General features: G+C 70.2%; 23 protein-coding genes. 11 read left to right on the plus strand and 12 right to left on the minus strand.

The features are described from left to right. Window positions 1–42 precede the first annotated feature (42 nt). From HLA95_RS18545 to HLA95_RS18580, 8 genes are all read right to left on the minus strand, one after another. Complete coding sequence (locus HLA95_RS18545) at window positions 43–1,914, minus strand: ABC transporter ATP-binding protein (RefSeq protein WP_191061673.1); 1,872 nt, start codon at window positions 1,912–1,914, stop codon at window positions 43–45. After that, the gene (locus tag HLA95_RS18550; protein ID WP_191061674.1) at window positions 1,911–2,594 is read right to left on the minus strand and encodes a polysaccharide deacetylase family protein; all 684 of its coding nucleotides are present in this window, start codon (window positions 2,592–2,594) and stop codon (window positions 1,911–1,913) included. The genes HLA95_RS18545 and HLA95_RS18550 overlap by 4 nt, the downstream gene beginning before the upstream one ends. Continuing rightward, window positions 2,591–3,709 (minus strand): glycosyltransferase family protein, encoded by a 1,119-nt coding sequence (locus HLA95_RS18555; protein ID WP_222184121.1) that lies wholly within the window; start codon window positions 3,707–3,709, stop codon window positions 2,591–2,593. The genes HLA95_RS18550 and HLA95_RS18555 overlap by 4 nt, the downstream gene beginning before the upstream one ends. Further along, on the minus strand, window positions 3,706–4,260 hold the full coding sequence (locus tag HLA95_RS18560) for a histidine phosphatase family protein (RefSeq protein WP_222184123.1): 555 nt from the start codon (window positions 4,258–4,260) through the stop codon (window positions 3,706–3,708). The genes HLA95_RS18555 and HLA95_RS18560 overlap by 4 nt, the downstream gene beginning before the upstream one ends. After that, window positions 4,257–5,363 carry a glycosyltransferase family 4 protein gene (locus HLA95_RS18565; protein WP_222184125.1) on the minus strand — a complete coding sequence of 369 codons (1,107 nt, stop codon included), beginning with the start codon at window positions 5,361–5,363 and terminating at the stop codon, window positions 4,257–4,259. The genes HLA95_RS18560 and HLA95_RS18565 overlap by 4 nt, the downstream gene beginning before the upstream one ends. Window positions 5,364–5,425: 62 nt before the next feature. Continuing rightward, window positions 5,426–6,703 (minus strand): glycosyltransferase family 4 protein, encoded by a 1,278-nt coding sequence (locus HLA95_RS18570; RefSeq protein ID WP_440588850.1) that lies wholly within the window; start codon window positions 6,701–6,703, stop codon window positions 5,426–5,428. A 103-nt stretch (window positions 6,704–6,806) separates the two neighbouring features. Continuing rightward, the gene (locus tag HLA95_RS18575) at window positions 6,807–8,021 is read right to left on the minus strand and encodes a glycosyltransferase family protein (RefSeq protein ID WP_222184126.1); all 1,215 of its coding nucleotides are present in this window, start codon (window positions 8,019–8,021) and stop codon (window positions 6,807–6,809) included. 100 nt (window positions 8,022–8,121) lie between these two features. Then, complete coding sequence (locus tag HLA95_RS18580; RefSeq protein WP_191059100.1) at window positions 8,122–8,991, minus strand: fatty acid desaturase; 870 nt, start codon at window positions 8,989–8,991, stop codon at window positions 8,122–8,124. A gap of 257 nt (window positions 8,992–9,248) precedes the next feature. Here HLA95_RS18580 and HLA95_RS18585 point away from each other — a divergent pair, with 257 nt between their 5' ends. The 8 genes from HLA95_RS18585 (at window position 9,249) to HLA95_RS18620 (ending at window position 17,238) form a co-directional block, all read left to right on the plus strand. Beyond that, on the plus strand, window positions 9,249–10,943 hold the full coding sequence (locus HLA95_RS18585; protein ID WP_191059099.1) for an ABC transporter substrate-binding protein: 1,695 nt from the start codon (window positions 9,249–9,251) through the stop codon (window positions 10,941–10,943). Window positions 10,944–11,025: 82 nt separating this feature from the next. After that, complete coding sequence (locus HLA95_RS18590) at window positions 11,026–11,967, plus strand: ABC transporter permease (RefSeq protein WP_191059098.1); 942 nt, start codon at window positions 11,026–11,028, stop codon at window positions 11,965–11,967. Then, complete coding sequence (locus tag HLA95_RS18595; protein ID WP_191059097.1) at window positions 11,967–12,845, plus strand: ABC transporter permease; 879 nt, start codon at window positions 11,967–11,969, stop codon at window positions 12,843–12,845. The genes HLA95_RS18590 and HLA95_RS18595 overlap by 1 nt, the downstream gene beginning before the upstream one ends. Window positions 12,846–12,973: 128 nt before the next feature. Then, window positions 12,974–13,297: a hypothetical protein gene (locus HLA95_RS18600; RefSeq protein WP_191059096.1), complete on the plus strand. Its 324-nt coding sequence runs from the start codon at window positions 12,974–12,976 to the stop codon at window positions 13,295–13,297. 1 nt (window position 13,298) lies between these two features. Beyond that, on the plus strand, window positions 13,299–13,496 hold the full coding sequence (locus HLA95_RS18605) for a hypothetical protein (protein ID WP_191059095.1): 198 nt from the start codon (window positions 13,299–13,301) through the stop codon (window positions 13,494–13,496). After that, entirely contained in the window at window positions 13,496–15,352 is a 1,857-nt protein-coding gene (locus tag HLA95_RS18610; RefSeq protein ID WP_191059094.1) for a glycosyl hydrolase family 28-related protein, read from the plus strand. Before HLA95_RS18605 ends, HLA95_RS18610 begins: the two co-directional genes overlap by 1 nt. 147 nt (window positions 15,353–15,499) lie before the next feature. Beyond that, window positions 15,500–16,426, plus strand: a complete 927-nt coding sequence (locus HLA95_RS18615) for a calcium-binding protein (protein WP_191059093.1) — start codon at window positions 15,500–15,502, stop codon at window positions 16,424–16,426. A 35-nt stretch (window positions 16,427–16,461) separates the two neighbouring features. After that, the gene (locus HLA95_RS18620; RefSeq protein ID WP_222184128.1) at window positions 16,462–17,238 is read left to right on the plus strand and encodes an alpha/beta fold hydrolase; all 777 of its coding nucleotides are present in this window, start codon (window positions 16,462–16,464) and stop codon (window positions 17,236–17,238) included. On the opposite strand, the gene HLA95_RS18625 is transcribed toward HLA95_RS18620, so the two are convergent. Continuing rightward, window positions 17,214–18,851: an AMP-binding protein gene (locus HLA95_RS18625; RefSeq protein WP_222184163.1), complete on the minus strand. Its 1,638-nt coding sequence runs from the start codon at window positions 18,849–18,851 to the stop codon at window positions 17,214–17,216. The two genes, HLA95_RS18620 and HLA95_RS18625, sit on opposite strands and share 25 nt — an antisense overlap. A 69-nt stretch (window positions 18,852–18,920) precedes the next feature. After that, the gene (locus HLA95_RS18630; RefSeq protein WP_222184130.1) at window positions 18,921–20,141 is read right to left on the minus strand and encodes an O-antigen ligase family protein; all 1,221 of its coding nucleotides are present in this window, start codon (window positions 20,139–20,141) and stop codon (window positions 18,921–18,923) included. 55 nt (window positions 20,142–20,196) lie between these two features. Here HLA95_RS18630 and HLA95_RS18635 point away from each other — a divergent pair, with 55 nt between their 5' ends. From HLA95_RS18635 to HLA95_RS18645, 3 genes are read left to right on the plus strand one after another with little or no spacing between them, the layout of a single operon-like run. Further along, entirely contained in the window at window positions 20,197–20,931 is a 735-nt protein-coding gene (locus tag HLA95_RS18635) for a nucleotidyltransferase family protein (RefSeq protein WP_191060993.1), read from the plus strand. After that, entirely contained in the window at window positions 20,928–21,383 is a 456-nt protein-coding gene (locus HLA95_RS18640; RefSeq protein ID WP_191060994.1) for a glycosyltransferase family 28 protein, read from the plus strand. Before HLA95_RS18635 ends, HLA95_RS18640 begins: the two co-directional genes overlap by 4 nt. Before the next feature lie 22 nt (window positions 21,384–21,405). Then, window positions 21,406–21,888: a glycosyltransferase gene (locus HLA95_RS18645; RefSeq protein ID WP_191060995.1), complete on the plus strand. Its 483-nt coding sequence runs from the start codon at window positions 21,406–21,408 to the stop codon at window positions 21,886–21,888. Window positions 21,889–22,168: 280 nt separating this feature from the next. Here HLA95_RS18645 and HLA95_RS28960 read toward each other — a convergent pair whose 3' ends face one another. Further along, window positions 22,169–24,028 carry an adenylate/guanylate cyclase domain-containing protein gene (locus HLA95_RS28960; RefSeq protein ID WP_222184133.1) on the minus strand — a complete coding sequence of 620 codons (1,860 nt, stop codon included), beginning with the start codon at window positions 24,026–24,028 and terminating at the stop codon, window positions 22,169–22,171. Between the two features lie 49 nt (window positions 24,029–24,077). Then, window positions 24,078–25,478: a CRTAC1 family protein gene (locus HLA95_RS18655; protein ID WP_222184134.1), complete on the minus strand. Its 1,401-nt coding sequence runs from the start codon at window positions 25,476–25,478 to the stop codon at window positions 24,078–24,080. Window positions 25,479–25,642: the final 164 nt, after the last annotated feature.

Raw genomic sequence — 25,642 nt, forward strand, 5'->3', positions numbered from 1 at the left:
AGGGGCTCTCCCCGGTACGGCAATGACTCGATCAAATGACGCTCACGCGGCGATCTTCGCCTGATCGGACAGCATCCGGACCTGATGGCCCGGTTCCACCTCGATCAGACGGGTCGGCTGCTCGCCCACGGTGAACGGTGCCGGCCAGCCGGACGGCCGGCCCGAGCCGCCGGCGAGCAGGGTGCCCAGGTCCAACGTACGGTCGGGATCCGGCTCGGGCACGGCGGCCAGCAACGCGCGGGTATAGGGATGGCGCGGGTTGGCGAACAACTGGTCGGTCGTGGCGATCTCGACGATCCGCCCGCCGCTCATCACCGCGATCCGGTCGGCCACGTAGCGGACCACCGCCAGGTCGTGGGCGACGAACAGGTAGGTCAGGTCCAGGGCCTGCTGCAGGTCGCGCAGCAGGTTCAGGACCTGCGCCTGCACCGACACGTCCAGGGCCGAGACCGGCTCGTCGCACAGGAGCAGGTCGGGCTGCAGCGCCAGCGCCCGGGCGATGCCGATGCGCTGGCGCTGCCCGCCGGAGAAGCTGTGCGGGTAGCGGCGCAGGTGGCGGCTGCCATCCAGGCCCACCGCCTCCAGGAGCTGCCGGGCGCGCGCCTCGCGTTCCTTCGCGGTGCCGATGCCGTGGATGACCAGGGGCTCGGCCACGATGTCGAGCACGGTCATGCGCGGGTCGAGCGAGCTGTACGGGTCCTGGAACACGTACTGGACGTTGCGGCGAAACCGGCGCAGTGCCGCCGGATCGAGCGTGGCGACGTCGATGGCCCCACCCTCGCCATGGAAGATGATCTTGCCGCTGTCGGGGGTGAGCCCGCGCATGATCATCTTGCTGACCGTGGTCTTGCCCGAGCCGCTCTCGCCGACCAGGGCGAAGCTCTCGCCCTTGTTGATGGTGAAGCTGACATCGTCCGCGGCGATGATCTCCAGCCAGGTGCCGCTGAACGGCCCGCCCTTGCGGGCCAGAAAGCGCTTGTTGAGCCCCTGCACTTCCAGGAGCGGCTCGCCGCGGGCGGGCCCGCCCTGGCTGGCCGGCCGGTGCAGGGCCTGCGCCTGGCCGACATCGATCGCCCGCAGCCCCTTGAGCCGCACCGAGCGGTCGGTGGTCAGCCGCGGCACAGCGCCAATCAGGCCCTTGAGATAGGGATGCTGCGGATGGGTCAGCAGCTCGCGGGTGGAGCCCCGCTCCACCACCTTGCCGCGATAAAGCACCACCACCTCGTCGGCGATGTTGGCGACCACGCCCAAATCGTGCGTGATGAACAGGATCGACATGCCGAGCTCGGCCTGGAGGTCCTTCAGCAGCTTGAGGACCTGGGCCTGGACGGTCACGTCGAGCGCGGTGGTGGGCTCGTCCGCGATCACCAGGTCCGGGCGGCACACCAGCGCCATGGCGATCACCGCGCGCTGGCGCAGCCCGCCCGACAGCTCGAACGGATAGGCGGCATAGGCCCGGTCGGCGTCGGGGAAACCCACCAGGCGCAGCATCTCCTTGGTCCGCGCCCGGGCGCCCTTGGCATCCAGCCCCTCGTGCAGGGTCAGCACCTCGTCGATCTGGTTGCCGATCCGGTGCAGCGGCGAGAGCGAGCTCATCGGCTCCTGGAAGATCATCGAGATCCGCTGGCCGCGCAGGGCGCGGCGCTGCACGCTGTCCTGGCCGAGGCCGGCCAGGTCGACGATCTTCCCGTCGAGCAGGAAGCGCATCGCACCCCGCTCGATCCGCGCCCGCTCCGGCAGGATGCCCAGGATCGCCTGGGAGATCACGGTCTTGCCGGAGCCGCTCTCGCCCACCAGCGCCACGGTCTGGTGGCGCGGCACCACGAAGGACGCGCCGCGCACTGCCTCCACCCGCCCCTCGTCGGCCAGGAAGCTCACGAACAGGTCGTCGACCTCGAGCAGTGGAGTGGTCACGCCGCTGCTGGCCCCCGAAATAGCGCGTCACTGGCGCGAAACGTCGCGTCGGGCCGATCTTGGAGGAGACCGATCGCCCGGTCGAGAGCCACGAATCCGGACGCATCGGTCACGAGGTGATGGCTGAGCAGGCCGAGGGGCCCGATGTGCCGCTCAGCCGCCGCATCGAGCGCCGCGACGATCTCCGTTGCGTCCAGGTGGCGGCGATCTTCCCCCCAGCGGATCACGTCGACATGAGTGTCGCGCTGGCACAGGCCCGGCACGGGCGGCGGGCTGTGGCGGCCGGCGAAGGTCGACAGGCCGGTGAAGCCCAGTTCCGGCAGCCGCGCGCGCAGGCCGGGCTCGATCCGGTTCCAGGGCGGCACTAGGGCCGGAACGAACCGCTCCCCGAACCGCTCTGCCAGCATGACCCTCGCGGCCACCAGCCGCCGGTCCAGGTCCAGGCGGTCGACCAGCTCGCACTTGCGCCCGTCCTGGCTGCGATGGTCCTCATGGGCCAGGCCGTGCTGGAGCACCTGCACCCACGGGCAGGCCAGGATCCGGCGCACCGTCGCCGCTTCCAGCCGTTCGGGTACCACCGCGAGTGCGATCGGCACGGCGCGCGCTTCCGCGATGGCGAGCAGCCGCTCCAGGCGCGGGTCGTCCGCCGCCGCATCGTCGTCACGCCACCAGAAGGTCACCGCAGCAGCTCCAGGATCAGCTCGGCACTGGCCGCGGCACCGTCGAACGCCCAGGCCTGGCTGATCGCGACGTCCTGCTCGGCGGCGCGCGCGATCGCCAGGGCCAGCTGCCCGGGCGTGAGACCGGCCTCGTCCAGCAGCACCGCTCGGCCGAGCTCCACCAGCCGGGCGGCCCGGCGCCGCTGCTCGGTCTCGCCACCGGCGGCATAGGGCACCAGCACCATCGGGGCCGCCGCCATCAGTGCCTCGGCGACCGTGTTGTAGCCGGCCTGCGAGACGGATACGCGACAACCGGCGAGCTGCTCCGGCAGGTCAGACAGATGAGCGTCGACCCGGCCGGAGCGCCCGCGCAGGGCGGCGAGCCTCGCCCGCTCCGCATCCTTCAGCGCAGCACCGCCCACGAGCTGCCAGGGCTCTCTGGCCAGGGCCCCGTCGATCCGGCAGACGGCGGCGGCCTCGAGCAGCCGGCCACCGACCCGCCCGCCCCCGGCCGACACCAGGATGCCGCGGCGCACCGGCGCGGGCCGGACCGGCCGGTCCAGGACGAAGCCGGTATAGCGGAGCAGTGGCGCCAGTTCGTCGGCATGGGGAAAGGTGGTGCCGAGCGGCAGGAAGGCCGGGTCGCCATGGACCAGGATCCGGTCGTAGCAGGCCAGCGCCAGGTCGCGCATCGCGACGGACTTCTCCGGCTGGGCCTTCTCGGCCAGCACGTCGCGCAGCGAGCAGACCACCCGGCCGCCGCTGCTGCGGACCAGGTCGAGTGCCGGCAGCAGTTCCTCGCGGAAGGCCCGCCGGCCGAACGGGAACAGCTCGGTGACCAGGACGCGCGGCCGGACCTCCTGGACCAGGGCCAGGAACGCTTCCCTGCGGGCGGTGCGGCCAGCTTCGCCCCACGGCCGGCCGGCAGCGTCGCGCAGGTCGCGAAAGTCGGCCCCGGCACTCACCGGGTCGAGCTGGACGAAGCGCACCCCTGGCGGACAGGCGAACCTGGTGGGCGGCCCGCCGCTGGCCAGCACCGTCGCCACGCCCCGGCGCGCCAGGGCGGCAGCCACCGCCAGGGCCCGGCGCAGATGGCCGGTGCCGAGCAGGTGCTGGGTCCAGATCAGGACGCTCATGCGACAGCCGGCGCTGCCAGCGGCACGATGCCGACGGTGCCGTTCTCGATCAGGATCGCGTCCGCATGGCCGAACTCGACCGGCGGCGGGCCCTGCATCGCCCAGCCGGTACGAACCGCCAGTGCCGCCAGCATCAGGCCGCGATGGCCGATCACGACCTTGGCCCCCTCCAGATGGGGCGCCACGCGCATCGCCGCCTCCCGGTAGGACTCACCGCCCGGTGCGCGGAAATCCAGGCCCAGCGCCTCGCGCCTGGCCACTTCCCGCGGATCGCCCAGCCGCAATTCGGCGAGCGAGCGCCCTTCCCAGCCGCCCCAGTCCAGTTCCACCAGGTCCGGCTCCACGGCGGCGGCCAGGCCCAGCAGGGCCGCGGTCGCGGTCGCGCGCAGGAGCGGGCTGGTCTTGACCGGCAAGTCGCGAAAGCGCCCGGGCAGCCGCCAGAGGGCGACCTGCCGGGCGCCCGCCTCCGACAGGGGGATGTCCGCGCGACCCTGCAGGCGCCGCTCCTCGTTCCAGCGGGTCGGCCCGTGCCGGATCAGCAGCAGGGTCACCGCTCGCCGGTTTCCTCGCGGCGCACCCGGCGCGCCACCGCCAGGTCGAGTGCGGCGTCCAGCGCATGGGCGGCGGCCGCCTCGCTGTGGACCCGCTCGACATGGCGGATGCCGGCCTGCCCCATGCTGGCGCGGCGCTCGGGCTCGTCCAGGAGGATCATCATGCTGTTGGCGAACGAGACGGCATCGCCGCCGGTGGCGAGCAGGCCGGTGCGGCGGTGCAGGACCACGTCGGCGACCCCGGTGCCGCGCCCGGCCACCACCGGCAGGCCCGCCGCCTGCGCCTCCAGGAACACGACACCATAGGCCTCGTTCAGCGCCGGCCAGACGAACATGTCCGAGGCGGCATAGATGGGCGGCAGCCGGTCCTCGGGCAGCGCACCCGCGAACCGGACGCGCTCCGGCTCGAACTGCGCGAACGCCGCCCGAATCTTCGGCGCCGCCGGGCCGTCGCCCACCACCAGGAGCTGCCATGGCCAAGCGGTCAGCCGGGACAGCGCGTCGGCGAGCTGGAGATAGGAGTTCCGCTTGGCATCGTCGTCTCGCATCATCGCCACGGTGAGCAGCCACACGGCACCTGGGTCGAGCCCGAAGGCCTGGGCCACCTCGTTGCGATGGGCGAAGCGCCGGGCATTCGCCTGGCGGAACGGCAGCGTGTCGATGAAGGGCGGCAGGCGGCGCACCACGCCCTTGATCCGTGAACCGGCGGCATGCATGCCGCGCAGATCGACCTTGGTCATCGGCAAGAGCAGGTCGGCCCGCGACAGGGCGCGGATCGAGCCGGCATGACCGACCGCCCAATTGCCCTCGCGGCGCCGCCGGGCGAAGGAAGGCTCGGCCACCACATAGGGCACGCCCAGCCGCTCCGACACGGTTGGGCCGAGCAGGTCGGGCGCCTTATGGTAGCAGTGATAGGTGAACCAGACGTCCGGCAGCCAGTCCCGCGCCAGGCGCACCGACAGGCGATTGGCGAGGCCAGCCGCAGTATGGGCCAGGCGGAGCTGGTGGAGCTGATCGCCCGCGCGGTCATAGCTGCGCAGCCGGCACACCACCCGGACCTCGTGGCCGAGCCGCTCCAGGATCCGGATGAAGCCGCGGCTCATGCGCCGATCGCCGGAAGGGACCGGATGGTCTGGTGGCTTCATCGGCGCGTAGAACGCGATCCTCAACTTGGTTCCCTTCCGCGCTCACTGGCGGCATTGCTGGTACTGGCACCTCCCCTGCCCAGCGCCGCATCCAGTAGCCCCGCAATACGCTCGATACCACGCCCGGAGTCAAACCCGACGACTACGTCACCGCGGGCCACACGCCCATATGCTTGGCGCAGCTCGGGCCTGGTCAGCAGTTCGGCGAGCGCTGCGGCCAGGGCTGCCGGGTCGTCCGGCGGCACGAGCCGGCCGTTCCGCCCGTCCTGGACCAGCTCGGCCACCGAGGCGGCATGGGTGGACAGGACCGGCAGGCCGCACGCCGCGGCTTCCACCACCACATTGGGCAGCCCGTCGCGATCGCCGTCCTCGGCGACCCGGACCGGCAGCACGAACAGGTCGGCCCGGGCATAGGCTTCCCGCACCCGGGCCGCCGGCTGCGGGCCGGCGAAGTTCACGCGCGGGGCCAGGCCCAGCGCCTGCGCGTGGGCGGCGAGCTCCAGCAGGAGCGGCCCGCCGCCGACATGCTCGAGCTGCCAGTGGAGCCCCGGCGGCAGCCGGGCCAGGGCGTTCAGGAGCAGGAACAGACCCTTCTTGGGCACCGCGCGCGCGATCGTGAGCAGCCGCACCGGATCGCCGGGATCGCTGCCGTCGCGTGGCGGCCGCTCCGGGGGCGGGGCGAACCGGCAGGGATCGACGCCGTGATGGACCAGATGGACCCGGCCCGGCGGGGCCAGGGCCTGGAGATGGCGGGCACCCGCCTCGGTGCAGGTGGCGCAGAAGCGCACCTGCACCAGCTTCTCCGCCTTGTCCCAAGCAGGCGTGGTCCAGATGTCCTTGGCATGGGCCGAGACGGCGAACGGCAGGTCGCGCATCAGTGCCGCATAGCGCGCGACCGAGGCAGGCGTGTGCAGGAAATGTGCGTAGAGCAGTGCCGTGTCCGGCTCCTGCTCGGTCGCCAGCACGCAGGCCTGGCCGAAGCGGCGTACCCGGTTCTCGGTGGGGTCGCGCCGGTAGTCGGCGAGGTAGCGGCGCAGCGCCAGGGGATAGCCCGGCAGACGGGTGGCCGCGCGCACCGCGGCGGCCACCCGGGCAGGCTCGTCCTCCAGATATTCCGGCAGGTAGCGCACGGGCGCGCGGACCGCCTCGTGGAGATCGTGGATCGCCGGATCGGTCGGATGGCGCAGCGACACGATCGCCAGCTCGAAGCCGCGCCGCTCCAGCCCCAGCAGTTCCTGGGCGATGAAGGTCTCGGACAGGCGGGGCCAGCCCTTCAGGACGACGGCGATCTTGGGCAGGACGGGTCTCGGTCAGGCGAAACTGGGGATGGACCGGCCGGGGCACGGCCGCGCGGAGCCTGCCCGCGCTGCCGCGCCGACACAAGCGGGCAGGGCCGGCCGGTCAGGCGCTGCGGCGGGCGATCAGCCGGTGGACGACCGGGTCGCGCTCCAGCCAGGGGCGCATGAACTCCTCGATCCGCGGCAGGCCGTCCAGCATCCCGCTGATCCTGGCGCCGGCGGGTGCCGGCCAGCCCGGCAGGGCGTGAAGGCAGGCAGCCATGATCGAAGGGTCGCGCCGGCCGTCGTCGGGGAGCATGCGCAGCAGGCCCAGCTGCTCGGCACGCTCCGCCCGGATCGCCTGCTCCAGCCGCGGCCGGGTGCGCGGCACCACCAGGGCCGGCTTGCCGAAGGACAGGATCTCGCAGAACGTGTTGTAGCCGCCCATCGCGACCACGCCGAGCGCCCGGTCGAACAGCGGCTCGGTGCGGGCGGCGAAGGTCAGCATGGTGACCTCGGGTAGATGCTGGGCGCGTTCCATGAAGGCGGCGCGCCGTTCGCGGTGCATGAAGGGACCGAGCAGCACCACGGCCGGATGCGGCAGGCTCCGGTCGGTCTCGTAGGCGGAGAGCACCCAGTCGATCAGATCCTCGCCATCGCCGCCGCCGCCGGTGGTGACCAGGACATAAGGCCGGTCCGGCAGCTCGATGGCCGGCTCCAGGCCGGCCGTCTCGGAAACGTGGCGGCGCAGATAGCCGGTGAAGCGGGTCTTGGCGGCCAGCCCGGCCCAGTCATGGATCTGGTCCAGCGGGTCGCTCATCTCCGGCGTGCCGTACACCCAGATCTCGTCATAGAGCGAGCGCAGGGCCGGCAGCACGTTCTTGCGCCGCCACTCCTCCTCCAGGCTGGCCGGGTCGTCCATCACGTCGCGCAGGCCCAGCACCAATCGGGTGCCACGCTCCTTGAGCAGGCGCAGGGTGTGCTCGACCTCGCCGCGCAAGCCCAGCGGCTCCTTGTCGACCAGGAACACGTCGGGGTCGAAGATCGCCGCGGCGTGCTCGATGATCGAGCGGCGCATCTCCAGCGTCTTCTCCAGGTCGATATGCAGCCCGAGCGGCGTGTAGTCGCCATTGCGCAGCTTGATGACGCCAGGGATGCGGATGAAGTCGACGCGGGTCTTGAAGTCGAAGCTGCCGATGATCGGCGAGCCGGACAGGATCAGGACCGACAGATCCTTGAAGCGCTCGACCAGATGGTGCGCGATGGTCCGGCAGCGCCGCAGGTGACCCAGGCCGAAGCTGTCATGGCTGTAGATCAGAAGGCGGGCGTGATCGTTCATGCGGCTCTGATCCGTGGGCGGCCGGCGGCGGAAGATGGCAGATTTCGACGGCGCCGCCTACCTGCGGACGAAGGCGCGCCGCCGGTGCTGCGCCATGTGCCTACATGAACGGGTGCCTGGGCAGGTCGAAGGGGGTCAGCAGGAAGCGGCGGAAGACCTCCAGATAGCCGCCGTCGAAGACGTAGTGGCCGTTCTCCTGGTGGAGCAGGGTGCGATGCTCGCGGTAGTAGCGGGGGATCGCGTACCAGGGCAGGTCCGGGCGCTTGTGATGGACGTAGTGCAGGTTGTTGTTGAGGAACAGGAAGCTCATCAGCGGGCCCGCCTCGACCAGAGCGGTGCGCTCCTCCGGGGTCTCGTGCGCGATGTGCTCGCAATAGGAGCGGACCAGGCTCAGCGAGGTGCCGGGCAGGACGAACAGCAGGAGATACTGCCAGGCCGGCAGGCCGCAGACCCCCGTCACCCAGTACAGCACCAGCGCCACCGACGGCACATGCCAGAGCCAGTAGCCGAGATTGGCGCGATCGCCGCGCAGCACGGCCAGCGCCTCGTAGCGCAGGAACTGGCCCACGATCAGGAACGGGCCGACCGTCAGCCGGCCGAGCAGGGTATGGTTGAAGACCAGGATCTGGCGCCACCAGCCGGGCAGCGTGGCCCACCGCTCCGCCGGGACATAGTAGCTTTCCGGGTCGCGGCGGGGATCGGTCAGGTGATGCAGCTTGCGGTGATGGGCCAGATGCGAGGCGCGATAGACCGGATAGGGCAGCCAGAGGTTCAAAGGCAGATAGACCGCCACATGGTTCAGCCAGCGCCGGGTCGTCATCAGCTCGTGCAGCGCCTCGTGCTGGAGCGAGCCATAGAGCGCCATGGTGAAGGCGGCGCCGGGGAGCAGGAGCCACCAGGGAAGTGCGGTGGCAAACCAGGTCAGGGTCAGCCAAGCCAGCCAGGCGCCGGCGACGCTCGCCCAGGACATCCAACCTTCAGAAGCAATCAATTCGGACTTGATCAACCGAGAAGTAGCAACCTGTTCAATCGTGTCCGCCATGTCCCGTCCTTGTTTACGAGAAATGGCTTGTTCTACCGAAATTCATGTCGCCGTAGAAGAGGCAGTCCCCCTGGGAAGGGAGCAGTGTCGGCGCGTTGACAGGTAGGCTGGAACCGATACGGTTCGCAGGGGGCGATTCGGATCCACGATCCGGACCGGCATATCCTGACGACAGGGAGGAGCTCATGGCCGATCGTGAGAACAGGATTCATCCGTTCATCCCGAAGCTCGTCGACCAGTACGAGCAGCGCAAGGTCGACCGGCGCGAGTTCCTACGGACCTCGACGCTGCTCGGCCTGTCGGCGGCCACCGCCTACGGCATTGTCGGCAGGATCGACGGACCCGGCTTCGTCCCGCAGGCCCGCGCCCAGGACGCGACGCCCAAGAAGGGCGGCATCGTCCGGGTGTCGATCCGCATCCCGGACCTGTCGACGCCGCACATCTTCTCCTGGGTTTACGACAGCAACTCGGTCCGGCAGTGCAACGACTACCTGACCCGTACCGGCGTCGACAATATCACGGTGCCGTGGCTCCTGGAGAACTGGGAGGCTTCCGACGACCTGAAGACCTGGACGCTCCGGCTGCGCAAGGACGTCAAGTGGTCGAACGGCGAGCAGTTCGTCGCCGACCATGCGATCTGGAACCTCAAGCACATGCTGGACCCGGCCACCGGCTCGTCGGTGCTGGGCCTGTTCAGCGGCTTCCTGGTGGAGGACAAGGACACCGGCCAGAAGGACGCGGACGGCAACCCGGTCATGACGACCGATTACTGGGACGCCAACGCGATCGAGAAGAAGGACGACTTCACCATCGTCCTGAACGGCAAGGGCCCGCAGATGGCGGTGCCGGAGAACCTGTTCCACTATCCGGCCTTCATGCTCTGGCCCGAAGACAACGGGAAGTGGGGCGTGGGCTCGCCCGGCACCGGCCCGTTCGATCCGGCCGTGATCGAGACCGGCAAGCGGGCGGTGTTCAAGGCGCGCGAGGGCTACTGGGGCGAGGGCCCCTATCTGGACGAGCTCCACTTCATCGACCACGGCGACGATCCCTCGGCGCAGGTCGCGGCGATGGCGTCCAGGCAGGCCGACGGCATGTACGAGGCCTCGGTGACCCAGTACGAGGTCCTCAAGCAGATGCCGCACCTGGAGCTCTACCAGGGCGTGTCGGCGCAGACCGGCGTGGCGCGGGTCCATCCGATCAAGCCGTTCGATGATGCCCGGGTCCGCAAGGCGCTGCGCCTCGCGGTGGACACGCCCAAGCTCCTGCAACTGGCCCATCTGAACATCGGCGCGCCCGGCGAGCACCATCATGTGGCTCCGGTCCATCCGGAATATGCCGATATCGGGCTGATGCAGCAGGACATCGAGGGGGCCAAGAAGCTGCTGGCCGATGCCGGCTACCCGGACGGCATCGAGGCCGAGATCTCCTGCAAGCAGGACCCGGCCTGGGAGCTGATCGCCGTGCAGGCGATGACCGAGATGTGGAAGCAGGCCGGCATCAACGTGAAGATCAACGTGATGCCGTCCTCGGCCTATTGGGACAACTGGACCAAGGTGCCGTTCGGCTTCACCGCCTGGACCCACCGGCCGCTGGGGGTGATGGTGCTGGGCCTGGCCTACCGCACCGGCGTGCCGTGGAACGAGTCGAACTGGTCGAACAAGAAGTTCGACGAGCTGCTCTCGGTGGCGGAGGGCATCCTGGACGTGGAGGAGCGGCGCCAGGCCATGGTGCCGATCGAGGAGCTGATGCTTGAGGAAGGCCCGGCGGTGATCCCGCTGTGGCGCGGCATGTTCACCTTCTGGGACAAGAAGGTCGGCGGCTTCAAGCAGCACCCGACCAGCTACATCTTCGGCGAGCAGCTCTATCTCAACGAGGCGTGAGCCGGCTCAACCGGGCGGCCCGAAGCGGGCCGCCCCCCGCCTCCCCCGGTAGCCGCAACCTCGCTCGCGGATAGCAACGACGATGCTGAACTTCGTCCTGCGCCGGCTCGGCCAGATGGCATTCACGATCATCGTCGCCTCGTTCCTGATCTTCGCCGTTTCCGAATGGACGCCCGGCAGCGTCGCCCGCAAGACGCTCGGGCCCTATGCCACCGAGCAGCAGGTCCAGATCCTGACGGAGGAACTGGGCCTGGATCGGCCGGTGGTGGTCCGCTACCTCGAGTGGGCCGGCAACATCCTGCAAGGCGATCTCGGCTACTCGACCCTCTACAAGCAGCCGGTGGCGCCGATCTTCCGGGACCGGCTGGCCAATACCGCAATGCTGGCGGCGATCGCGTTCGCGATCATCGTGCCGGTCTCGATCCTGTTCGGGGTGCTGGCCGGGATGCGCGAAGGCTCGCTCCTGGACCGGGTCATCTCGGTGGCGGCGATCATCTGCACCTCCCTGCCCGAGTTCGCGCTCGGCGCCTTCCTGTCGTCGATCTTCGTGATCTGGCTGGGCATCCTGCCCGGCACCTCGACCCTGGATCCCGGCAGCGGCTGGAGCATCGCCAGCCAGCTGGTGCTGCCGGTCATGGTCATGGTGCTCTACGACGCCGGCTACGTGATCCGGATGGTGCGCGCCTCCATGATCGAGGTGATGCTGGCACCCTATATCCGCACGGCGATCCTCAAGGGCCTGAGCTTCCCCGACGTGATCCGCCGCCATGCGCTGCGCAACGCGCTGATCGCCCCCTTCACCGTGATCCTGCTGCAGATCAACTATCTGATCACCGGTGTGGTGGTGGTGGAGGCAGTGTTCGCCTATCCGGGCTTTGGCCGGATGATGCTGGAGGCGGCACTGAACAAGGACGTGGCGCTGATCGAGGCGGGTGCTTTGGTCGCGGTCGCGATCGCGGTCACCACCCAGGTCGCCGGCGACATCGGCTACATGCTCCTCAACCCGCGCATCCGGATCGCGTGATGGCCACGGTACCCGACGAGCTGGAGATCCGCGCCCCGGCCAAGCCGCCGGGCTTGGTCAGCAAGCTGCTGGGGCTGCGCCATTCCTGGGTGGCGGTAGTGGGCGCCACGCTGGTGCTGTTCTGGGTGGTGGTGGCGGTGATCGCGCCGTTCGCGGCACCCTACGACCCGAACTTCCAGGACTTCATGGCGCTGGCCAACCCGCGGCCCAGCGGCGAACACCTGCTGGGCACCGACATGCTCGGCCGCGACATGCTCTCGCGGGTGATGTGGGGTGCGCGCACCGTGCTGGTGGTGGCACCGATCGCGGTGGTGGTGGCCTATCTGATCGGCTGCACCATGGGGCTGCTGGCCGGCTATTTCGGCGGCTGGGTCGATACGGTGTTCTCGCGCCTGGCCGACATCGTGCTGAGCTTCCCGGTGATCATCCTCTACCTGATCATCATCGCGAATTTCGGCGCCTCGGCGTTCAACATCGTGCTGGCGGTCACCTTCACCGCCACGCCGCAGATCATGCGGATCGTCCGCGGCCTGACGCTGGACATCAAGAACCGCGAATACGTGACCGCGGCGCAGATCCGGGGCGAATCGGCGCTCTACATCATGGCGGTGGAGATCCTGCCGAACGCCAGGGGGCCGCTGATCGTCGATGCCTGCCTGCGCATGGGCTACACGATCATCGCGATCGGGGTGCTGGGCTTTCTGGGCCTGGGCCTGCCGCCGCCCGACCCCGACTGGGGCGGCATGGTCAAGGATACGTACGGGCTGATGTCGGTCTACCCGCACATGGCGCTGATCCCGGCTGCGGCGATCTCGTCGCTCGTGATCGGCTTCAACCTGCTGGCCGACGGGATCCGGGAGCTGGCGCTCAAGGACTGAGGAAAGCGAGCAGGCAAGCGAGCGAGGAACACAGTCCTAGTTCTCTTGCCTTGGGCTGATGATAGGAATATAAGCAATTCAACTCGGATCGTTAGGATTGCGAGCAGACGAGTTGCGAGGTCCTGATCATGAGCACCCTCTTGCCTCTGGACGATAACGGGCACCCGATCACGATTCTCGGCTTCGTGCCGCGCGGCACGCAGAAGCTCACGGTCGGCACGGCCTCGGTGCGCAGTACCGCCCTGGCCGCCGATATCGCGGTGATCAGCCTGATCGCGACCGGCCCGGTCCGCTTCGAGCTGGGCGGTGCCACGGTAACCGCGGACGCGGCCACCAGCCCCTATCTGCATCCGGGCGTCTATGTGGACCTGCCCGTGCCGGGCCATGCCAGCCATGTGGCGCTGATCGCCGAGAGCGGCACCTGCCAGGCCTATGTGATCGGGCGGACCTGAGATGGCGCTGCGCCTGGGGCTGGCGCAGACCCTGGCATTCTCGGGACAGGTCTCCGCCGAGCTGCTGCCGCCCGTTTCGCCGCCGCCACCGCCTCCCCCACCGCCGCCGCCGGTCGTCGAGACCAGCTTCCTGCTGGCCGCGAGCGGCGACCCGCTGGTCGACGAGGCCGGCAACAACCTCGTCTGGGAGAATTCCTGATGGCCAACCGCCAGATCCACGAGCTGGACGGGGTGACGTCCCTGACCGAAACGGACCGGATCGTCGTCTCGACCGCCAGCGGCAACCTCACCCGCCGCGCCACGCTGGAAGCCCTGCCCTTCCGGGCGGCCAGGCCCGGTGCCGTGGCGCGCACCCTGCCCGGCAAGCTGCGCGAGGACGTCTCGGTGCAAGACTTCGGTGCCAAGGGCGACGATGCCGCAGACGACAGCCAAGCCTTCCAGCTCGCCATGGCCTCGGGTGCAAGGACGATCCACGTGCCGCCCGGCCGCTACCGGCTGACCGTCCCCGTGCAGGTCCCGAACGGCACCGCGATCGTGGGCCAGGGCCGCGACAGCTCGATCCTGCGCCTGGACCATGACGGGGTCGGCCTGTTCTTCGGCGCAGGCTTTGCCGCCGGGACGGCCGAATATACCGACGGGACCTGCATCGGCCTGGGCATCACCCTGCGCGCCACCGCTCAGGCGGCAGCGCTGAAGGTGGCCGGCAACAACTTCATCGGGCGCGACCTGCGCTTTCGCGGCGGCGGGCCGCAGGCCTGGGCGATCGAGCTGGACCGGTCCAACGACTGGTCGATCGTCGACCTGCTGGCCTGGGGCGATGCCGCCGACGCGTTCGCCGGCAACGGCATCTGGGTGCGCAACTCGACCGCCGCCGCGGTCAACTACGGCGACGGCTCGCTGCGCCAGGTCTCGATCAAGCTGGGCGGCCCGAACCTAAAGGGGCTGTTCTTCGAGGGTGGCGCCGCGTCGCCCGGCATCGTCAACAACGTGCTGGTCGCCAAGGCCAACATCGTGGCGCCCGGCCAGACCGGCTGCACGGGCATCCACATCAGGAACGCCCGCCGGCTGACCTTCGTCTCGGTCGACCTGGAATCGCTCACCACCGGCGTGCTCGAGGAAGGCACGGCGGCCGCGATGAGCGAGGTGAACTCCTGGCTCGGCACCTTCTTCCTCGCCAACAGCACGAGCCCGGCCACCGCCTATGCCGACAACAACGGTGCGGTGCCCGGTGCCGTGCGGCACCGTAGCTTCCTCGGCTGCGACAACTTCCCGGCACTGACCGCGACCTTTGCCGACGGCGACACCATGCTGCCGCGCGGGATGTGGCTGAGCTCCACCACCACCGGGCTGCCGGCGGTGCGGACGACCGAAGCCGCCGGGGCACTACGGGTCGATCGCGGTGCCGCGGCCTACATCCAGTTCGGCGCGCCCGCCACCGGCAACAACTCCCGGGTGACCTGCGGCGTGGACGGGCTCAGCGCGCCCTATGACTCGACCCTGTATCTGGGCGACACCAACATCCGCAAGGTGACGGTGGAGCCGGTCCTGCACATGAACGAGCGCAACGCCGCGCCGCCCATGCAGACCGACTTCATGCTGACCTTCGCGGACGGCAACCCCACCTCCGGCGGCTGGAACCCGGCCTATGACCGGGGCCTGTACCTGCGGGCCGGGGGGAGTTGGCACCGGCTGCAGGACAGCCGAATGAAGGGCTGGGTGGCGGTCAACGAGCAGACCGGTGCCACCTATACGCTGGCGGCAACCGATGTCGGCGACTGGGTGGAGATGAAAGGCACGGCTGCCAAGACGGTAACGGTGCCGTCCCTGCCCTCCGTGCCGGGTGCGTCGGGCACCAAGCCGCCTGGCGGCACCAACGTGATCTCCGGCCGGAAGATCTATTGCGAGACGAGCGTCGGCCAGGTGGACAGCGGTACCGTAACGCTCGTGCCGGCGAGCGGCGTGGTGATCGAGGGACCGACCTCCACCAGCGCCGATGGCCAGACCCTGGTGCTGCGCTGGGTGACGGCGACCCTGGTGCGCACCCGGCTCGTCTGAGCGAGCGGCCTCGGGGCGGGCAGCCGGCCGCCCTGGGGTCGCCATCGCCGCAGCATGCAGCCGGAAGAGGATTATCTCATCTGCTTCTTATACTATAAGTTGATAATTCGCTTTTTCATCGCTTCTAGGTTGCATACGAGGAACGGCATGACCCTATATATCCAGCTCACCGACGATAATCGGACCTTCACCCTTTCCGGGACGCCCACCCAGCACATGGTGGTGTATGGCAGCCAGGGCGACGACCGGATCACCGACAGTCATGCCGGCCCGCGCACCTCACTGCTGGATGGCCGCGGCGGCGACGACGTGATCATCGGCGGAGCCCACACCCGCGAGATCCGCGGCGGCGACGGTGACGACTTCATGTCGGTCAAGGGCCGGAGCGTCATCGTCAATGGCGGAGCCGGCTACGACACCGTACAGCTCAATACCGAGCTCTACGACCTCCTGGGGGATGAAGGTGTCGTCTATCTCGGCAGCGGGACCCCGACCGCCCTGCTGGCCGAGGCCGGCCTCAACGATGATCCGGCGCATTGCCATGCCCTGTCCGCGTCCAGCACGGTCGAGCGCATCCAGACCGCGATCTATGACGAGGGGCTTGGCCGGGGCGGCCTGGACATCATCGGCGACAACGTCGCCAACGTGATCCGCGACGGTGCCGCCGCCAATGTCCTGCATGGTGCTGCCGGCAACGACACCCTCATGGGCTTTGGCGGCGACGACCGTCTGCTGGGCGGGACGGGCAACGACACGCTGAACGACGGGCTCGGCGCCGACATCCTGTCCGGCGGCAAGGGCGACGACATGCTGTTCGTCGATGCCGGCGATGTGGCGAGCGGCGGCGCCGGCCGCGACCGGTTCGAGGCCTTCTCCGGCTCGTTCACCATCACCGACTTCGTCAAGGGCGAGGACCAGATCCGCCTGGCCGGAGCTTCCGGCGTCAAGGCGATCGATGCCGGCCAGATCGTCTACAGTGCCGGCGGCGCCAGCTACCAGATCACGCTCGGCGGCAACGTCGACGCGCTCGGCCTCTCGATCGGCCAGGCTCCCGGGAGCGACATCACCTTCTGAGCCTGCCAGAATGGGGCTCCAGGAGGGAGCACGGCATGGCGGAACAGCAGGCTTCGGCAAGGGCGGACAGGCAGGTGCCGATCGTCTGGCTGCACGGTGCCGGCATGGACCGGACCGTGTGGATGCTGGCCGCCCGCGATCCTGACCTGCCTTCGGTCCCGAGCTTGGCGCTCGACCTGCCGGGCCACGGCCGCTCGACCGCGCCCGGCTGCGACTCGATCGGGGCCTATGCCCGGTTCGTCATGGGCGTGCTGGACGAGACGGGCATCGAAGCTGCCTGCCTGGTCGGCCATTCCATGGGCGCGCTGGTGGCGCTGGAGCTGGCTCTGCGTCAGCCGGAGCGCTGCGCTGGCCTGGTGCTGGCGGGTGCCGCCGCCAGGATGCCGGTCAACCCGGCCCTGATCGAGGCGGCGGAGCACGACCTGCCCAAGGCCGCACGGATGGTCGCCACCTTCGCCATCGCCCCGGCTGGTCGGCTGGCAGCCCCCGCCACGCCCGGCGTCCGCCTGGCCGGCGGCGGCATGGCCTTGCTGGCGGCTTCGCGGCCGGGCGTGCTGGCCCGGGACCTGCGGGCCTGCGACGCCGCCCGGCCGGAGCCGGTGCCCCTGCACATGCCGGCCCTGGTGGTGACGGGTGCCAGGGACCGGATGACGCCGGCCGCCCGGGGTGCCGAGCTCGCCGCGGCACTGGGTGCTGGGCTGGTCCGGATCGAGGGCGCCGGGCACATGATGATGCTGGAGCGGCCGGCAGCGTTCGCGGCGGCCGTGGTGCCGTTCCTGACGGGCCTTCAGTCGAGCAGCCGGGCACGCTGACGCAGCTCGTTCTTCCGCACCCGGCCGGTCGCGGTCTTGGGCAGCGTGCCGAACACGAAGCGGCGCGGCAGCTTGTAGCTGGCGAGCTGCTGGCGCAGCCAGCGCAGCAGCTTGGCCGGGTCGGGCCGCCTGGCATCCGGCTTCAGCATCAGGAAGGCGCAAGGCACCTCGCCCCAGACGGGATCCGGTCGGGCCACCACCGCCGCCTCCAGCACGGCCGGATGGCGCTGGAGCACCTGCTCGACCTCGAGCGAGCTGATGTTCTCGCCGCCCGACACGATGATGTCCTGGACCCGGTCACGAAGCTCGACATAGCCGTCCGCGTGGACCACGGCGAGGTCGCCGGTATGGTACCAGCCGCCGGCGAACGCTTCGGCGGTGGCGGCCGGATCCTTCAGGTAGCCGGCCATGACGGTATGGCCGCGCAGCATGATCTCGCCCAGCGTGGTCGCGTCGTTGGGCACCGGCCGCAGGGTCACGGGATCGGCCACCTGCAGTTCCGGCAGGATCGCGGAGCGCACCCCCTGGCGGGCCATCATCCGGGCGCGCTCGGGCGACGGCAGGTCCTGCCAGGCCGGCTGCGGTGCCGAGAACATGGCCGGCCCGTGCGCTTCCGCGAGCCCGTAGGCATGGGTCACCCGGAAGCCCATCGCCTCCATCGCCTCGATGACCGCGTCCGCCGGGGCGGCACTGCCGGTCAGCACCTCCACCGGGCGGCGCAGTACCGCCAGCACGTTACGCGGGCAATGCACCAGCATGTTCAGGACCGGCGGTGCGGCGAACAGATGGGTGACCTGCTCCTCCACCAGCAGCCGGAAGATCCGGGCCGGCTCGGGCCGGCGCAGGCAGACATGAGTACCCCCGGCCGCGGTGACCGCCCAGGGCAGGGTCCAGCCGTTGCAGTGGGACATGGACAGCGTGCAGAGATGGACGCTGTCGGCGCGCAGCCCGAGCATCAGCGCGCTGCCCAGCGCGTTCAGATACGCGCCGCGATGGTGGCAGATCACGCCCTTGGGCGGCCCGGTGGTGCCGGAGGTGTAGCAGAGCGAGATGGGCGACCACTCGTCCGCCGGCGGCGGCATCGCTGCCTCCGGGTCGCCCTGGTCGAGCAGTTCCTCATAGGTGAGCTGGCCCAGCGCCTGGCCGGCCTCCGCCGGGTCGACCAGGTCCACCACCAGGATCGGCCGGGCCAGCCGGCCGAGCGCCTCGCGCACCACCGGCGCATAGGTCGTGTCGGTGATCAGCACCGTGCTTTCGGCATGGCCGAGGATGGCGGCGAGGGTCACGGCATCCAGCCGGTCGTTCAGGGCGTTCAGGACGGCACCCGCCATCGGCACGCCGAACTGGCATTCCAGCATGGCCGGGACGTTGGGCAGCAGCACGGAGACGGTGTCGCCCGGCCGCACGCCCAGCCCGCGCAGGCCCGAGGCCAGGCGGCGGCAGCGGCGGCGGATCTCCGCCCAGCTCCGGCGCTCCTGGCCGTAGATGCAGCCCGTGCGGCCGCCATACACGTCGGCCGCCCAGTCCAGGAACCCGAGTGGCGTCAGCGCCTGATGGGTGGCGCGCACCTTGTCCAGATCGCGTGCATCGACCCGGTCCCTGCCGCGCTCCATGGCCATCCGCGTCTCCCCACGAGGCTCCTCCCTCCCCGCCAAAAGCCTACGCCGAAGCCGGCGCAGGTGTCAGGCGGGATGTTCGGCCAAGATCCGGCCTTGCCGGGCGAGCAGGCCCAGGGCCAGCACCAGGAAGGTGGCGTGGTAGACGCTGTTCAGCCAGTTCTGGCACATGCTTTGTGCGAGCGCGTCCGCCGCGAGCAGGAGGGCCAGGCCGCGTGCGGCCGGGTCGGGATGGTGCCGGGCCACTCGGACCGCCTGCGCCAGCAGGGTCGCGAGCAGCACCAGGAGAAAGGCCAGCCCCGCCGGCCCGGCCTCCACCCATAAGCGCACCGCCTCGTTGTGCGGCCAGTCAAAGATCGCGTCCCCGTCCAGGGACGGCTTGCCGTCGGCGAGCGTGGCCCGCACTGTGCCCAGCCCCATGCCCAGCGGGTGGTCGGCGGCACGCTCCAGCCAGCCGGCGATGGCCACGGCGCGACCGGTCGACCATTCGGCTTGGCCGTCGGCCGTCAGCCGCCGCCAGAGCGAAGCGTCGATCAGCAGGGTGTGCAGCAGCAGGACGAGTGCCCCGACGGCGGCCAGCAGCAGGCAGGCCGACAGCCAGCGGCCGCGCCGGCGGCTGGTGACGAGGACCAGCAGGGCGGCGATCGCCAGCACCAGGAAGGGGGTGCGGGTGGCGGCGGCCAGCAGCAGGAGGCCGCCAGCACCGAGGACCAGGAGGCGCAGCAGGCGGCCGATCACGCCGGCACGCGACCAGGTCATGGCGCTCAGGCCGAGCGCCAGCACGCACATGCTGCCATGGGTGACCAGCGAGCCCGAGGCATCGATCCGCACCACGCCATCGGCACCGCGCGCCAGCGCCTCGGTGCCGTGGACCAGCACGCTGAGCGAGGCGGCCAGGACATAGAGGGCCAGGAGGCGCCAGAGCAGGCCCGGCAGGTCCAAGGGCCCGAGCATGGCGGCGAGCGGACCCGCGATCAGCAGGGCCAGGACCGGGAGGAGCAGCTTGTAGTCGAGCGGATCGACCTGCCCCTGCAGGTCCAGGACCGCCATGACGGCCGCGAGCAGGAGCAGGAGGGCCGGCGCCGTTGCCTCGTCCGGGTCCAGCCGCGGCCGGAGCATCAGGCACAAAGCCGCCAGCACCAGGCAGACGAGCAGGAAGACCGGCATGCGCAGCCCGCCCAGCGCCAGGCGCTCGGCCTGGTCGGCGCTGAGCATGGCCAGGGCCGCCAGCAGCACCAGCAGGGTCAGGGCCAGGCGACGCGGGAGGGCCGGGATCACGGAGGGCATGGGCTTGTGAATAGAGTCCGCTCGACAGAATTTCAACTAATGATAGAAATAGCGCATGAGCCTGCCGCCTGCCAACCTCACCACGCCGCCCAAGCGCAAGCACTTCCCGATCCGCCCGGGTGCCGCCTGGCTCGACCACCTGCTGCAGAGCTGCCTCGTGATCCTGGCGATCAACTGGGTGTTCCAGGGCATGCGCGGCATGCAGGCCAAGGAGCTGGCCTTCCGGATCGGCCTGGGCGCCCTGCTGGCGCTGGCGACCGCCCTCCCTCTGGGCTTGGCCGACCTGCCGGCACCCCTGGCCGCGATTGCCGGCATCCTGGTCGGGCACAGCGTGAACTTCCTCCTCAACGGCCAGTTCTGGGTCTGCGCGCGCTATTGCCGGGCCTATCGCGGCCAGGCCCTGCACATCGAGCGGGCGACCTGGGACCTCGCCCGGGAGATCGCCCGGCTGCCCTGGCTGACCGAGGCGGCCTTCATCGGCTCGCGCGCGCGGGGTGGCCGGGCCAACGACCGCTCCGACATCGACCTGCGCCTGGTGTTCCCCCCGGGCCTCCTCGGCTGGTGGCGGACCAACTGGCTGCTCCTGCGCCTGCGCAGCCGGGCGCTGGTCCAGGGCGTGCCGCTGGACCTCTACGCCTATGACCGGCCGGACGCCCTGCACCGCTTCGACCAGGACGAGCCGCTGCTGGTGGTGAAGGACGAGCTGGGCCGGCTGCACCGGGCGTTCCCGGGCCGGGCCGCCTGGTTCGGCCAGCTCGCCGGCACCGCCATGGAGGGACGGGTGGCATGATGGTGGAAGTGCGCCGGACCTGTTGGGTCTACTCGCCCGGTGGCCATCTGGCCGAGCTGGAGCGGGCCACGGCCGGGATCCGGTTCACCGACCTCTACCATGTCACCTTCGCGTCCGGACGCCAGCCGGCAGCGGGCGAGCGGGTCCATCTGGTCTGCCACCCGCGCCGCCGGCCGGGCCGCACGCTGCTCAACCTGATCCAGTCGCTCCGGGTGCTGCTGAAGGAGCGCCCGGCTCTGATCCTGTCCACTGGTGCCGACGTCGCCGTGCCGACCCTGATCCTCGGCCGGCTGCTGGGCGCCGAGGTGGTGTTCGTGGAAACCAGCGGCACGCTGGAGCCGTCGCTGACCGGCCGGCTGGTCTATCCCTTCTGCCACCTGTTCGTGGTGCCCTGGCCGGAGAAGCTGGCGGCCTTCCCGCGCGCGGTGCTGGCGAGCGGGCCGCTGCTGTGAGCACGTCCGGCAGGCCATGGCGATGCTGGTAGCGGCCGTCGGCACCTTCATCGCCGGGTTCGATGCGCTGGTCGAGGCCGCGGACCGGACCTGCATGGAGCTCGACCTGCCGGGCTTCGCCCAGATCGGCCAGTCGCGCTACCTGCCGGAGCGGATGGGCTGGCAGCGCTTCCTGCCGCATGGCGAGCTGGTGGCGCGCTTCCAGACGGCGCGGCTGGTGGTGTGCCATGCCGGCATGGGGATCGTCGGCGAGGCGATGCGCTCAGGTGTTCCGATCATCCTGTTCCCGCGCAAGGGTGCAACCAGCGCCCTGCATCCGGCCAATGACCAGACGCCTCTGGCCCGCAGGCTCGCGGCCAGGCACGGGCTGACTGTCTGCGATCGACCGGCGGACCTGCCCGATCTGGCGTCGGAGCTGCTGAACCGCCCGGAGCGCCCCGCCTATCGGCTGGCGAGCGATGTCCCGGCGATCCTCGCCGACTGGCTCGGCCGGCCGAGTCCCTGAACCGCCGACTCCTCCGTATCCGACGGCAAAAAAAAGAGCGGCCCGGCGCAGAGGACAATCAGCCGGGCCGCCTCAGTCGGAATAAGATGTCAATGCGGTAACCAAGAGACAATGCAGAGTGGTTGATGCCCGATCGATATCGATCCAGCACAGGCAATGTACCGCCTCAGACAGGAGCAGCACAATATATCAACATATGTAAAGCGTGTAAGGATCTTGCCCAACTCGGGGCTATAGCGCGCTATAACCAAAGTCATACATACAATCTGGCGACTTCATTTCATGGATGCGGAGTTAGATGAGTTAGACTGACATTCAGATCAGCATCAGGCAGGGGGCGACGCGGCAGCCGGTAGACCCGCTGGGCCCGAAAGCGGCCGCGCATCTGCTGATCGCCCAGATCCTCGACGATCGGTTCGGCACCGGCCGCGTGCACCGTGGTCTCGGACAGCAGGACCACCACCTCCCTGCCGCCGCCGGCCTGGTGGCCCAGATCCACCAGCCGGGCCGCCACATTCACGGCATCGCCGACGATCGTGTAGTTCAGCCGCTCGGCCGTACCGATGTCGCCGACCAGCACGGTCCCGGTATGCAGCCCGATGCGCAGGCCCAGGCCGTGGTCGCGCAGCAGCGGGTCGTCCCCGTAGGCTTCCTGCATGGCCAGGGCAGCCCGGATCGCCCGTGCCGCGTGATCCGCCTGCCGTTCCGGCGCGCCCCAGAAGGCCATGACCGCATCGCCCAGGAACTTGTCGACCGTGCCGCCCTCCGCGACGATGCAGGCGGTCAGGCGGCGGAAATGGTCGTTCAGCAGCCGCGCCGTCTCTTCCGCCGACAGGTGCTCCGCCAGGCGGGAGAAGCCCGACAGGTCGGTGAACATCACGGTCAGCTCGCGTTGCTCGGACGGCGGCCGGTCGGCCGGATCGACCGCCAGGAGCTGGCGCACCAGCTGGCGCGGCACATAGGTCGCGAACGCGCCGATGGTGCGCAGCGACAGGGCGAAGGCCCGCGCCAGCTCGTCCAGCTCGCGCACCCGCGAGGCCCGGGGCAGGCGAAGCTCGTCGAGCTCGACCCGGCCGATCGCCGCCGCGATGTCGGCGAGGTTCCGGATGCTGCTGGTGAGCCGCCGCGCCAGCAGTGCCGCCATCACCGCGGCGGCCACGACGATCGACAGCCCGACCATGGCGATCATGTAGAAGCGGTCCGGCCCGACCCCGACATCGTTCAGGTCGACATAGGCGCCGACCCACAGGGTCTCGGGCGCAAAGCCCGGCAGATCGCGCAGCAGATAAAGGAGCTGCCGGCCATCCACCTGGCGGAGCGTGAGGGTGCCGTCCACCCGTTCACCGAAGAAGCTCTCGTCCGGCGACGGGCGGACCAGGGCCCGCAGCGCCGGGTCGCGCATCTCCGCCAGCTTCGGCATGCTCCCCATGCTGCCGTCGAAGCCGGGATAGGCCAGGACCCGGTCGCTGCCGTAGAGGATGAAGGCGGCCCGCACGGGCGGGGCGGACAGTTCGCGCATGAAGCGCGAAAGGCGGTCCGAGCGCAGCGTCACCACGATCATCCCGGGCTCGGCACCGCCATGCGGGTCCCGCAGCGGCACCCGGTAGTTCAGCACGGCGAGGCCGGGATTGCCGGCGAGGGTGAAGGGCCGGCCCCAGCTGCCGCCCTCCTGCGCGCGCACCTCCCGGGCGTGCCGGTGGGCGTCCACATTGCCCGACAGGTCCAGGATCTGCACGCGCGCCGGACCGCTGGGTTCGCGGCTCACTTCCAGCCCGGTCAGGTCGGGGCGCAGATAGACGATGGAGGCGACCTGCGGGGCCGCGGCCAGCGAGGCAGTGAGCGTCCCGGTCAACTGGGCGGCGCCGGCCCCCTCGGCCAGGTCACGGGCCACCATGCCCGAGATGAAGTCGCCCTGGTTCTGCGCGGTCTGCAGATGGTCCTGGATCCGGGCCGCCAGCGCGTCGACGAACAGCCTGGTGCCCTGGCGCAGCGGCTCGATCGCCGCCTCGCGAGCGCTGACCAGCGCGAACAGCACCAGGATGACGGTCACGGCCGATACGAACAGGACCGAGCCGCCGGTCAGCAGCGGGCCCAGGCCGATGCGGTAGTGCCGGCGCGTTGGATGGACGTTGCCCTTCACGCGGCCAGTCTGGCCGGCCGCTCGCAGCTGTGAAAGGGGGAACGGGTGGTCAGCGGCTGAGCCGGCTCACCGGATCGCGCAGCCGGGCCGGATGCTGGACCGAGTGCGTGCGGTCGGCCGGCAGATGATGCAGCGACATCTCGGTGCCGTCCGGCCACAGGATAGTGACACGGTCGACATGGCGCTCCTGGGCCAGCCCGAAATGGGCGACCGGCTCGTTCTGCGAGAGATAGCCGCTGCCCGTGTCGATCATGCGCACCTGGCGCCGCCCGCCCGCCTCGATCGTCACCCGGGCGCCCCGGGCCGGCGCGCCGGCCGCGGTGCAGGGCGCGATCCGGATCCAGTGATGGTCGTTGTCCTTTGCCAGGGCGAACCAGCCGAGCCGCCCCTCGCCGCTCTCGCCATAGCTGGTCAGCAGTTCCAGCCGACCGTCGCCGTCCAGGTCGGCGGCGATGCAGCCCAGGCCCGGTGCCGCCGGCTCCAGCGCGTCGCCCGGGTCGAGCGAGCGCCAGCGGCCCTCGCGCCAGCCGAACAGGCGGTTCGGCTCGCCCTGGTGGTGCAGGAAGATCTCCTGGTAGCCATCATTGTCGAAGTCGGCGGCGACCACGCCGCGCACCGGCGACGGCTCGGCGAACAGGGCTGGCGCCACATCGTGCCAGTCGGCCTCGCCCCGGCGCACCATCATCCGGTGCGGCCCGCTCGTGCCGACCTGCAGGAGGTCGAGCCGGCCGTCCTGGTCGAGGTCGACCGGCAGGGCCGCCTGCGCGCCCGGCTCGGTGCACAGGCCGAGGCTGGCACCGACCTCGGCGAAGGTGCGCTCCGGCTTGGCGCGGAAGAACAGGTCCGGCCCGATCGCGGACGCCACGAACAGGCCGGTGACCTCGCCCTCCAGGGGCGCGATGGCGAAGCCGTTGGCGCCCACGATCTCGTCCAGGTGCACGGCCGGGGCGGAATCGATCAGCCGGCCCTGGCTGGCGTCGATCTCGAACAGCCGGATCGGCCCGCCATAGGCCGCCACCAGGAAGCCGTACTTGCCTCCACCCTTGCGGTCGAAGGCCACCACGCTGCGGGCTGCCAGGCGGTTGAGCAGCGGCTCTACATAAGGGTCGTCGAACCGGTCCAGCCAGCTCCGGCCGAGCCGGGTGAGCAGCCGGTCCTGGGCCTGCTTGGGCCCGGCCAGCACCTCGCAGTTCTGCAGGTAGAGTTCCTCGCGGCCGTCGCGGTCGATGTCGGCGCCGGCGACCGCGAGCGTGGCGGCGCCGGCATCGGCCAGGACCGGGTCGGCCTCGTCGACCAGCCGGCCGCCCCGGAAGCGGTACAGACGGTTGGGCCCGTTCATGCCGGCCAGCAGCAGCGCCGGCCCGCATTTCGGGTCGATATGGACGGCTGCCAGGCCGCCATGAGCTTCCGGTCGGCAAGGACTGACGAAGCTGCGGCAATCGCGAAACATGTGCCCACACCCTGCCTGACCCGTTTCTTTACTGATAGTTGAATACGCCAGGGAGTGGAAGCGCGTTGTTCGCATGGCCGCGGTGAGCGTCTTGCAGACTACCGGGGGCATTAACTTAGGTGAATCAAGGAAACATCCGACTAGACGCTGGCGAATGCAGAATA

Source organism: Geminicoccus harenae (assembly GCF_019800005.1).
In the GTDB taxonomy this organism is placed as follows: Bacteria; Pseudomonadota; Alphaproteobacteria; order Geminicoccales; family Geminicoccaceae; genus Geminicoccus; species Geminicoccus harenae.

Coding starts and splice junctions, on each gene's coding strand:
- HLA95_RS18555 (WP_222184121.1), bottom strand. CDS start 3,709: ATGAGCGTCCTGATCTGGACCCAGCACCTGCTCGGCACCGGCCATCTG.
- HLA95_RS18565 (WP_222184125.1), bottom strand. CDS start 5,363: ATGAGCCGCGGCTTCATCCGGATCCTGGAGCGGCTCGGCCACGAGGTC.
- HLA95_RS18575 (WP_222184126.1), bottom strand. CDS start 8,021: ATGAACGATCACGCCCGCCTTCTGATCTACAGCCATGACAGCTTCGGC.
- HLA95_RS18580 (WP_191059100.1), bottom strand. CDS start 8,991: ATGTCCTGGGCGAGCGTCGCCGGCGCCTGGCTGGCTTGGCTGACCCTG.
- HLA95_RS18585 (WP_191059099.1), top strand. CDS start 9,249: ATGGCCGATCGTGAGAACAGGATTCATCCGTTCATCCCGAAGCTCGTC.
- HLA95_RS18590 (WP_191059098.1), top strand. CDS start 11,026: ATGCTGAACTTCGTCCTGCGCCGGCTCGGCCAGATGGCATTCACGATC.
- HLA95_RS18595 (WP_191059097.1), top strand. CDS start 11,967: ATGGCCACGGTACCCGACGAGCTGGAGATCCGCGCCCCGGCCAAGCCG.
- HLA95_RS18600 (WP_191059096.1), top strand. CDS start 12,974: ATGAGCACCCTCTTGCCTCTGGACGATAACGGGCACCCGATCACGATT.
- HLA95_RS18605 (WP_191059095.1), top strand. CDS start 13,299: ATGGCGCTGCGCCTGGGGCTGGCGCAGACCCTGGCATTCTCGGGACAG.
- HLA95_RS18610 (WP_191059094.1), top strand. CDS start 13,496: ATGGCCAACCGCCAGATCCACGAGCTGGACGGGGTGACGTCCCTGACC.
- HLA95_RS18615 (WP_191059093.1), top strand. CDS start 15,500: ATGACCCTATATATCCAGCTCACCGACGATAATCGGACCTTCACCCTT.
- HLA95_RS18620 (WP_222184128.1), top strand. CDS start 16,462: ATGGCGGAACAGCAGGCTTCGGCAAGGGCGGACAGGCAGGTGCCGATC.
- HLA95_RS18625 (WP_222184163.1), bottom strand. CDS start 18,851: ATGGAGCGCGGCAGGGACCGGGTCGATGCACGCGATCTGGACAAGGTG.
- HLA95_RS18630 (WP_222184130.1), bottom strand. CDS start 20,141: ATGCCCTCCGTGATCCCGGCCCTCCCGCGTCGCCTGGCCCTGACCCTG.
- HLA95_RS18635 (WP_191060993.1), top strand. CDS start 20,197: ATGAGCCTGCCGCCTGCCAACCTCACCACGCCGCCCAAGCGCAAGCAC.
- HLA95_RS18640 (WP_191060994.1), top strand. CDS start 20,928: ATGATGGTGGAAGTGCGCCGGACCTGTTGGGTCTACTCGCCCGGTGGC.
- HLA95_RS18645 (WP_191060995.1), top strand. CDS start 21,406: ATGCTGGTAGCGGCCGTCGGCACCTTCATCGCCGGGTTCGATGCGCTG.
- HLA95_RS18655 (WP_222184134.1), bottom strand. CDS start 25,478: ATGTTTCGCGATTGCCGCAGCTTCGTCAGTCCTTGCCGACCGGAAGCT.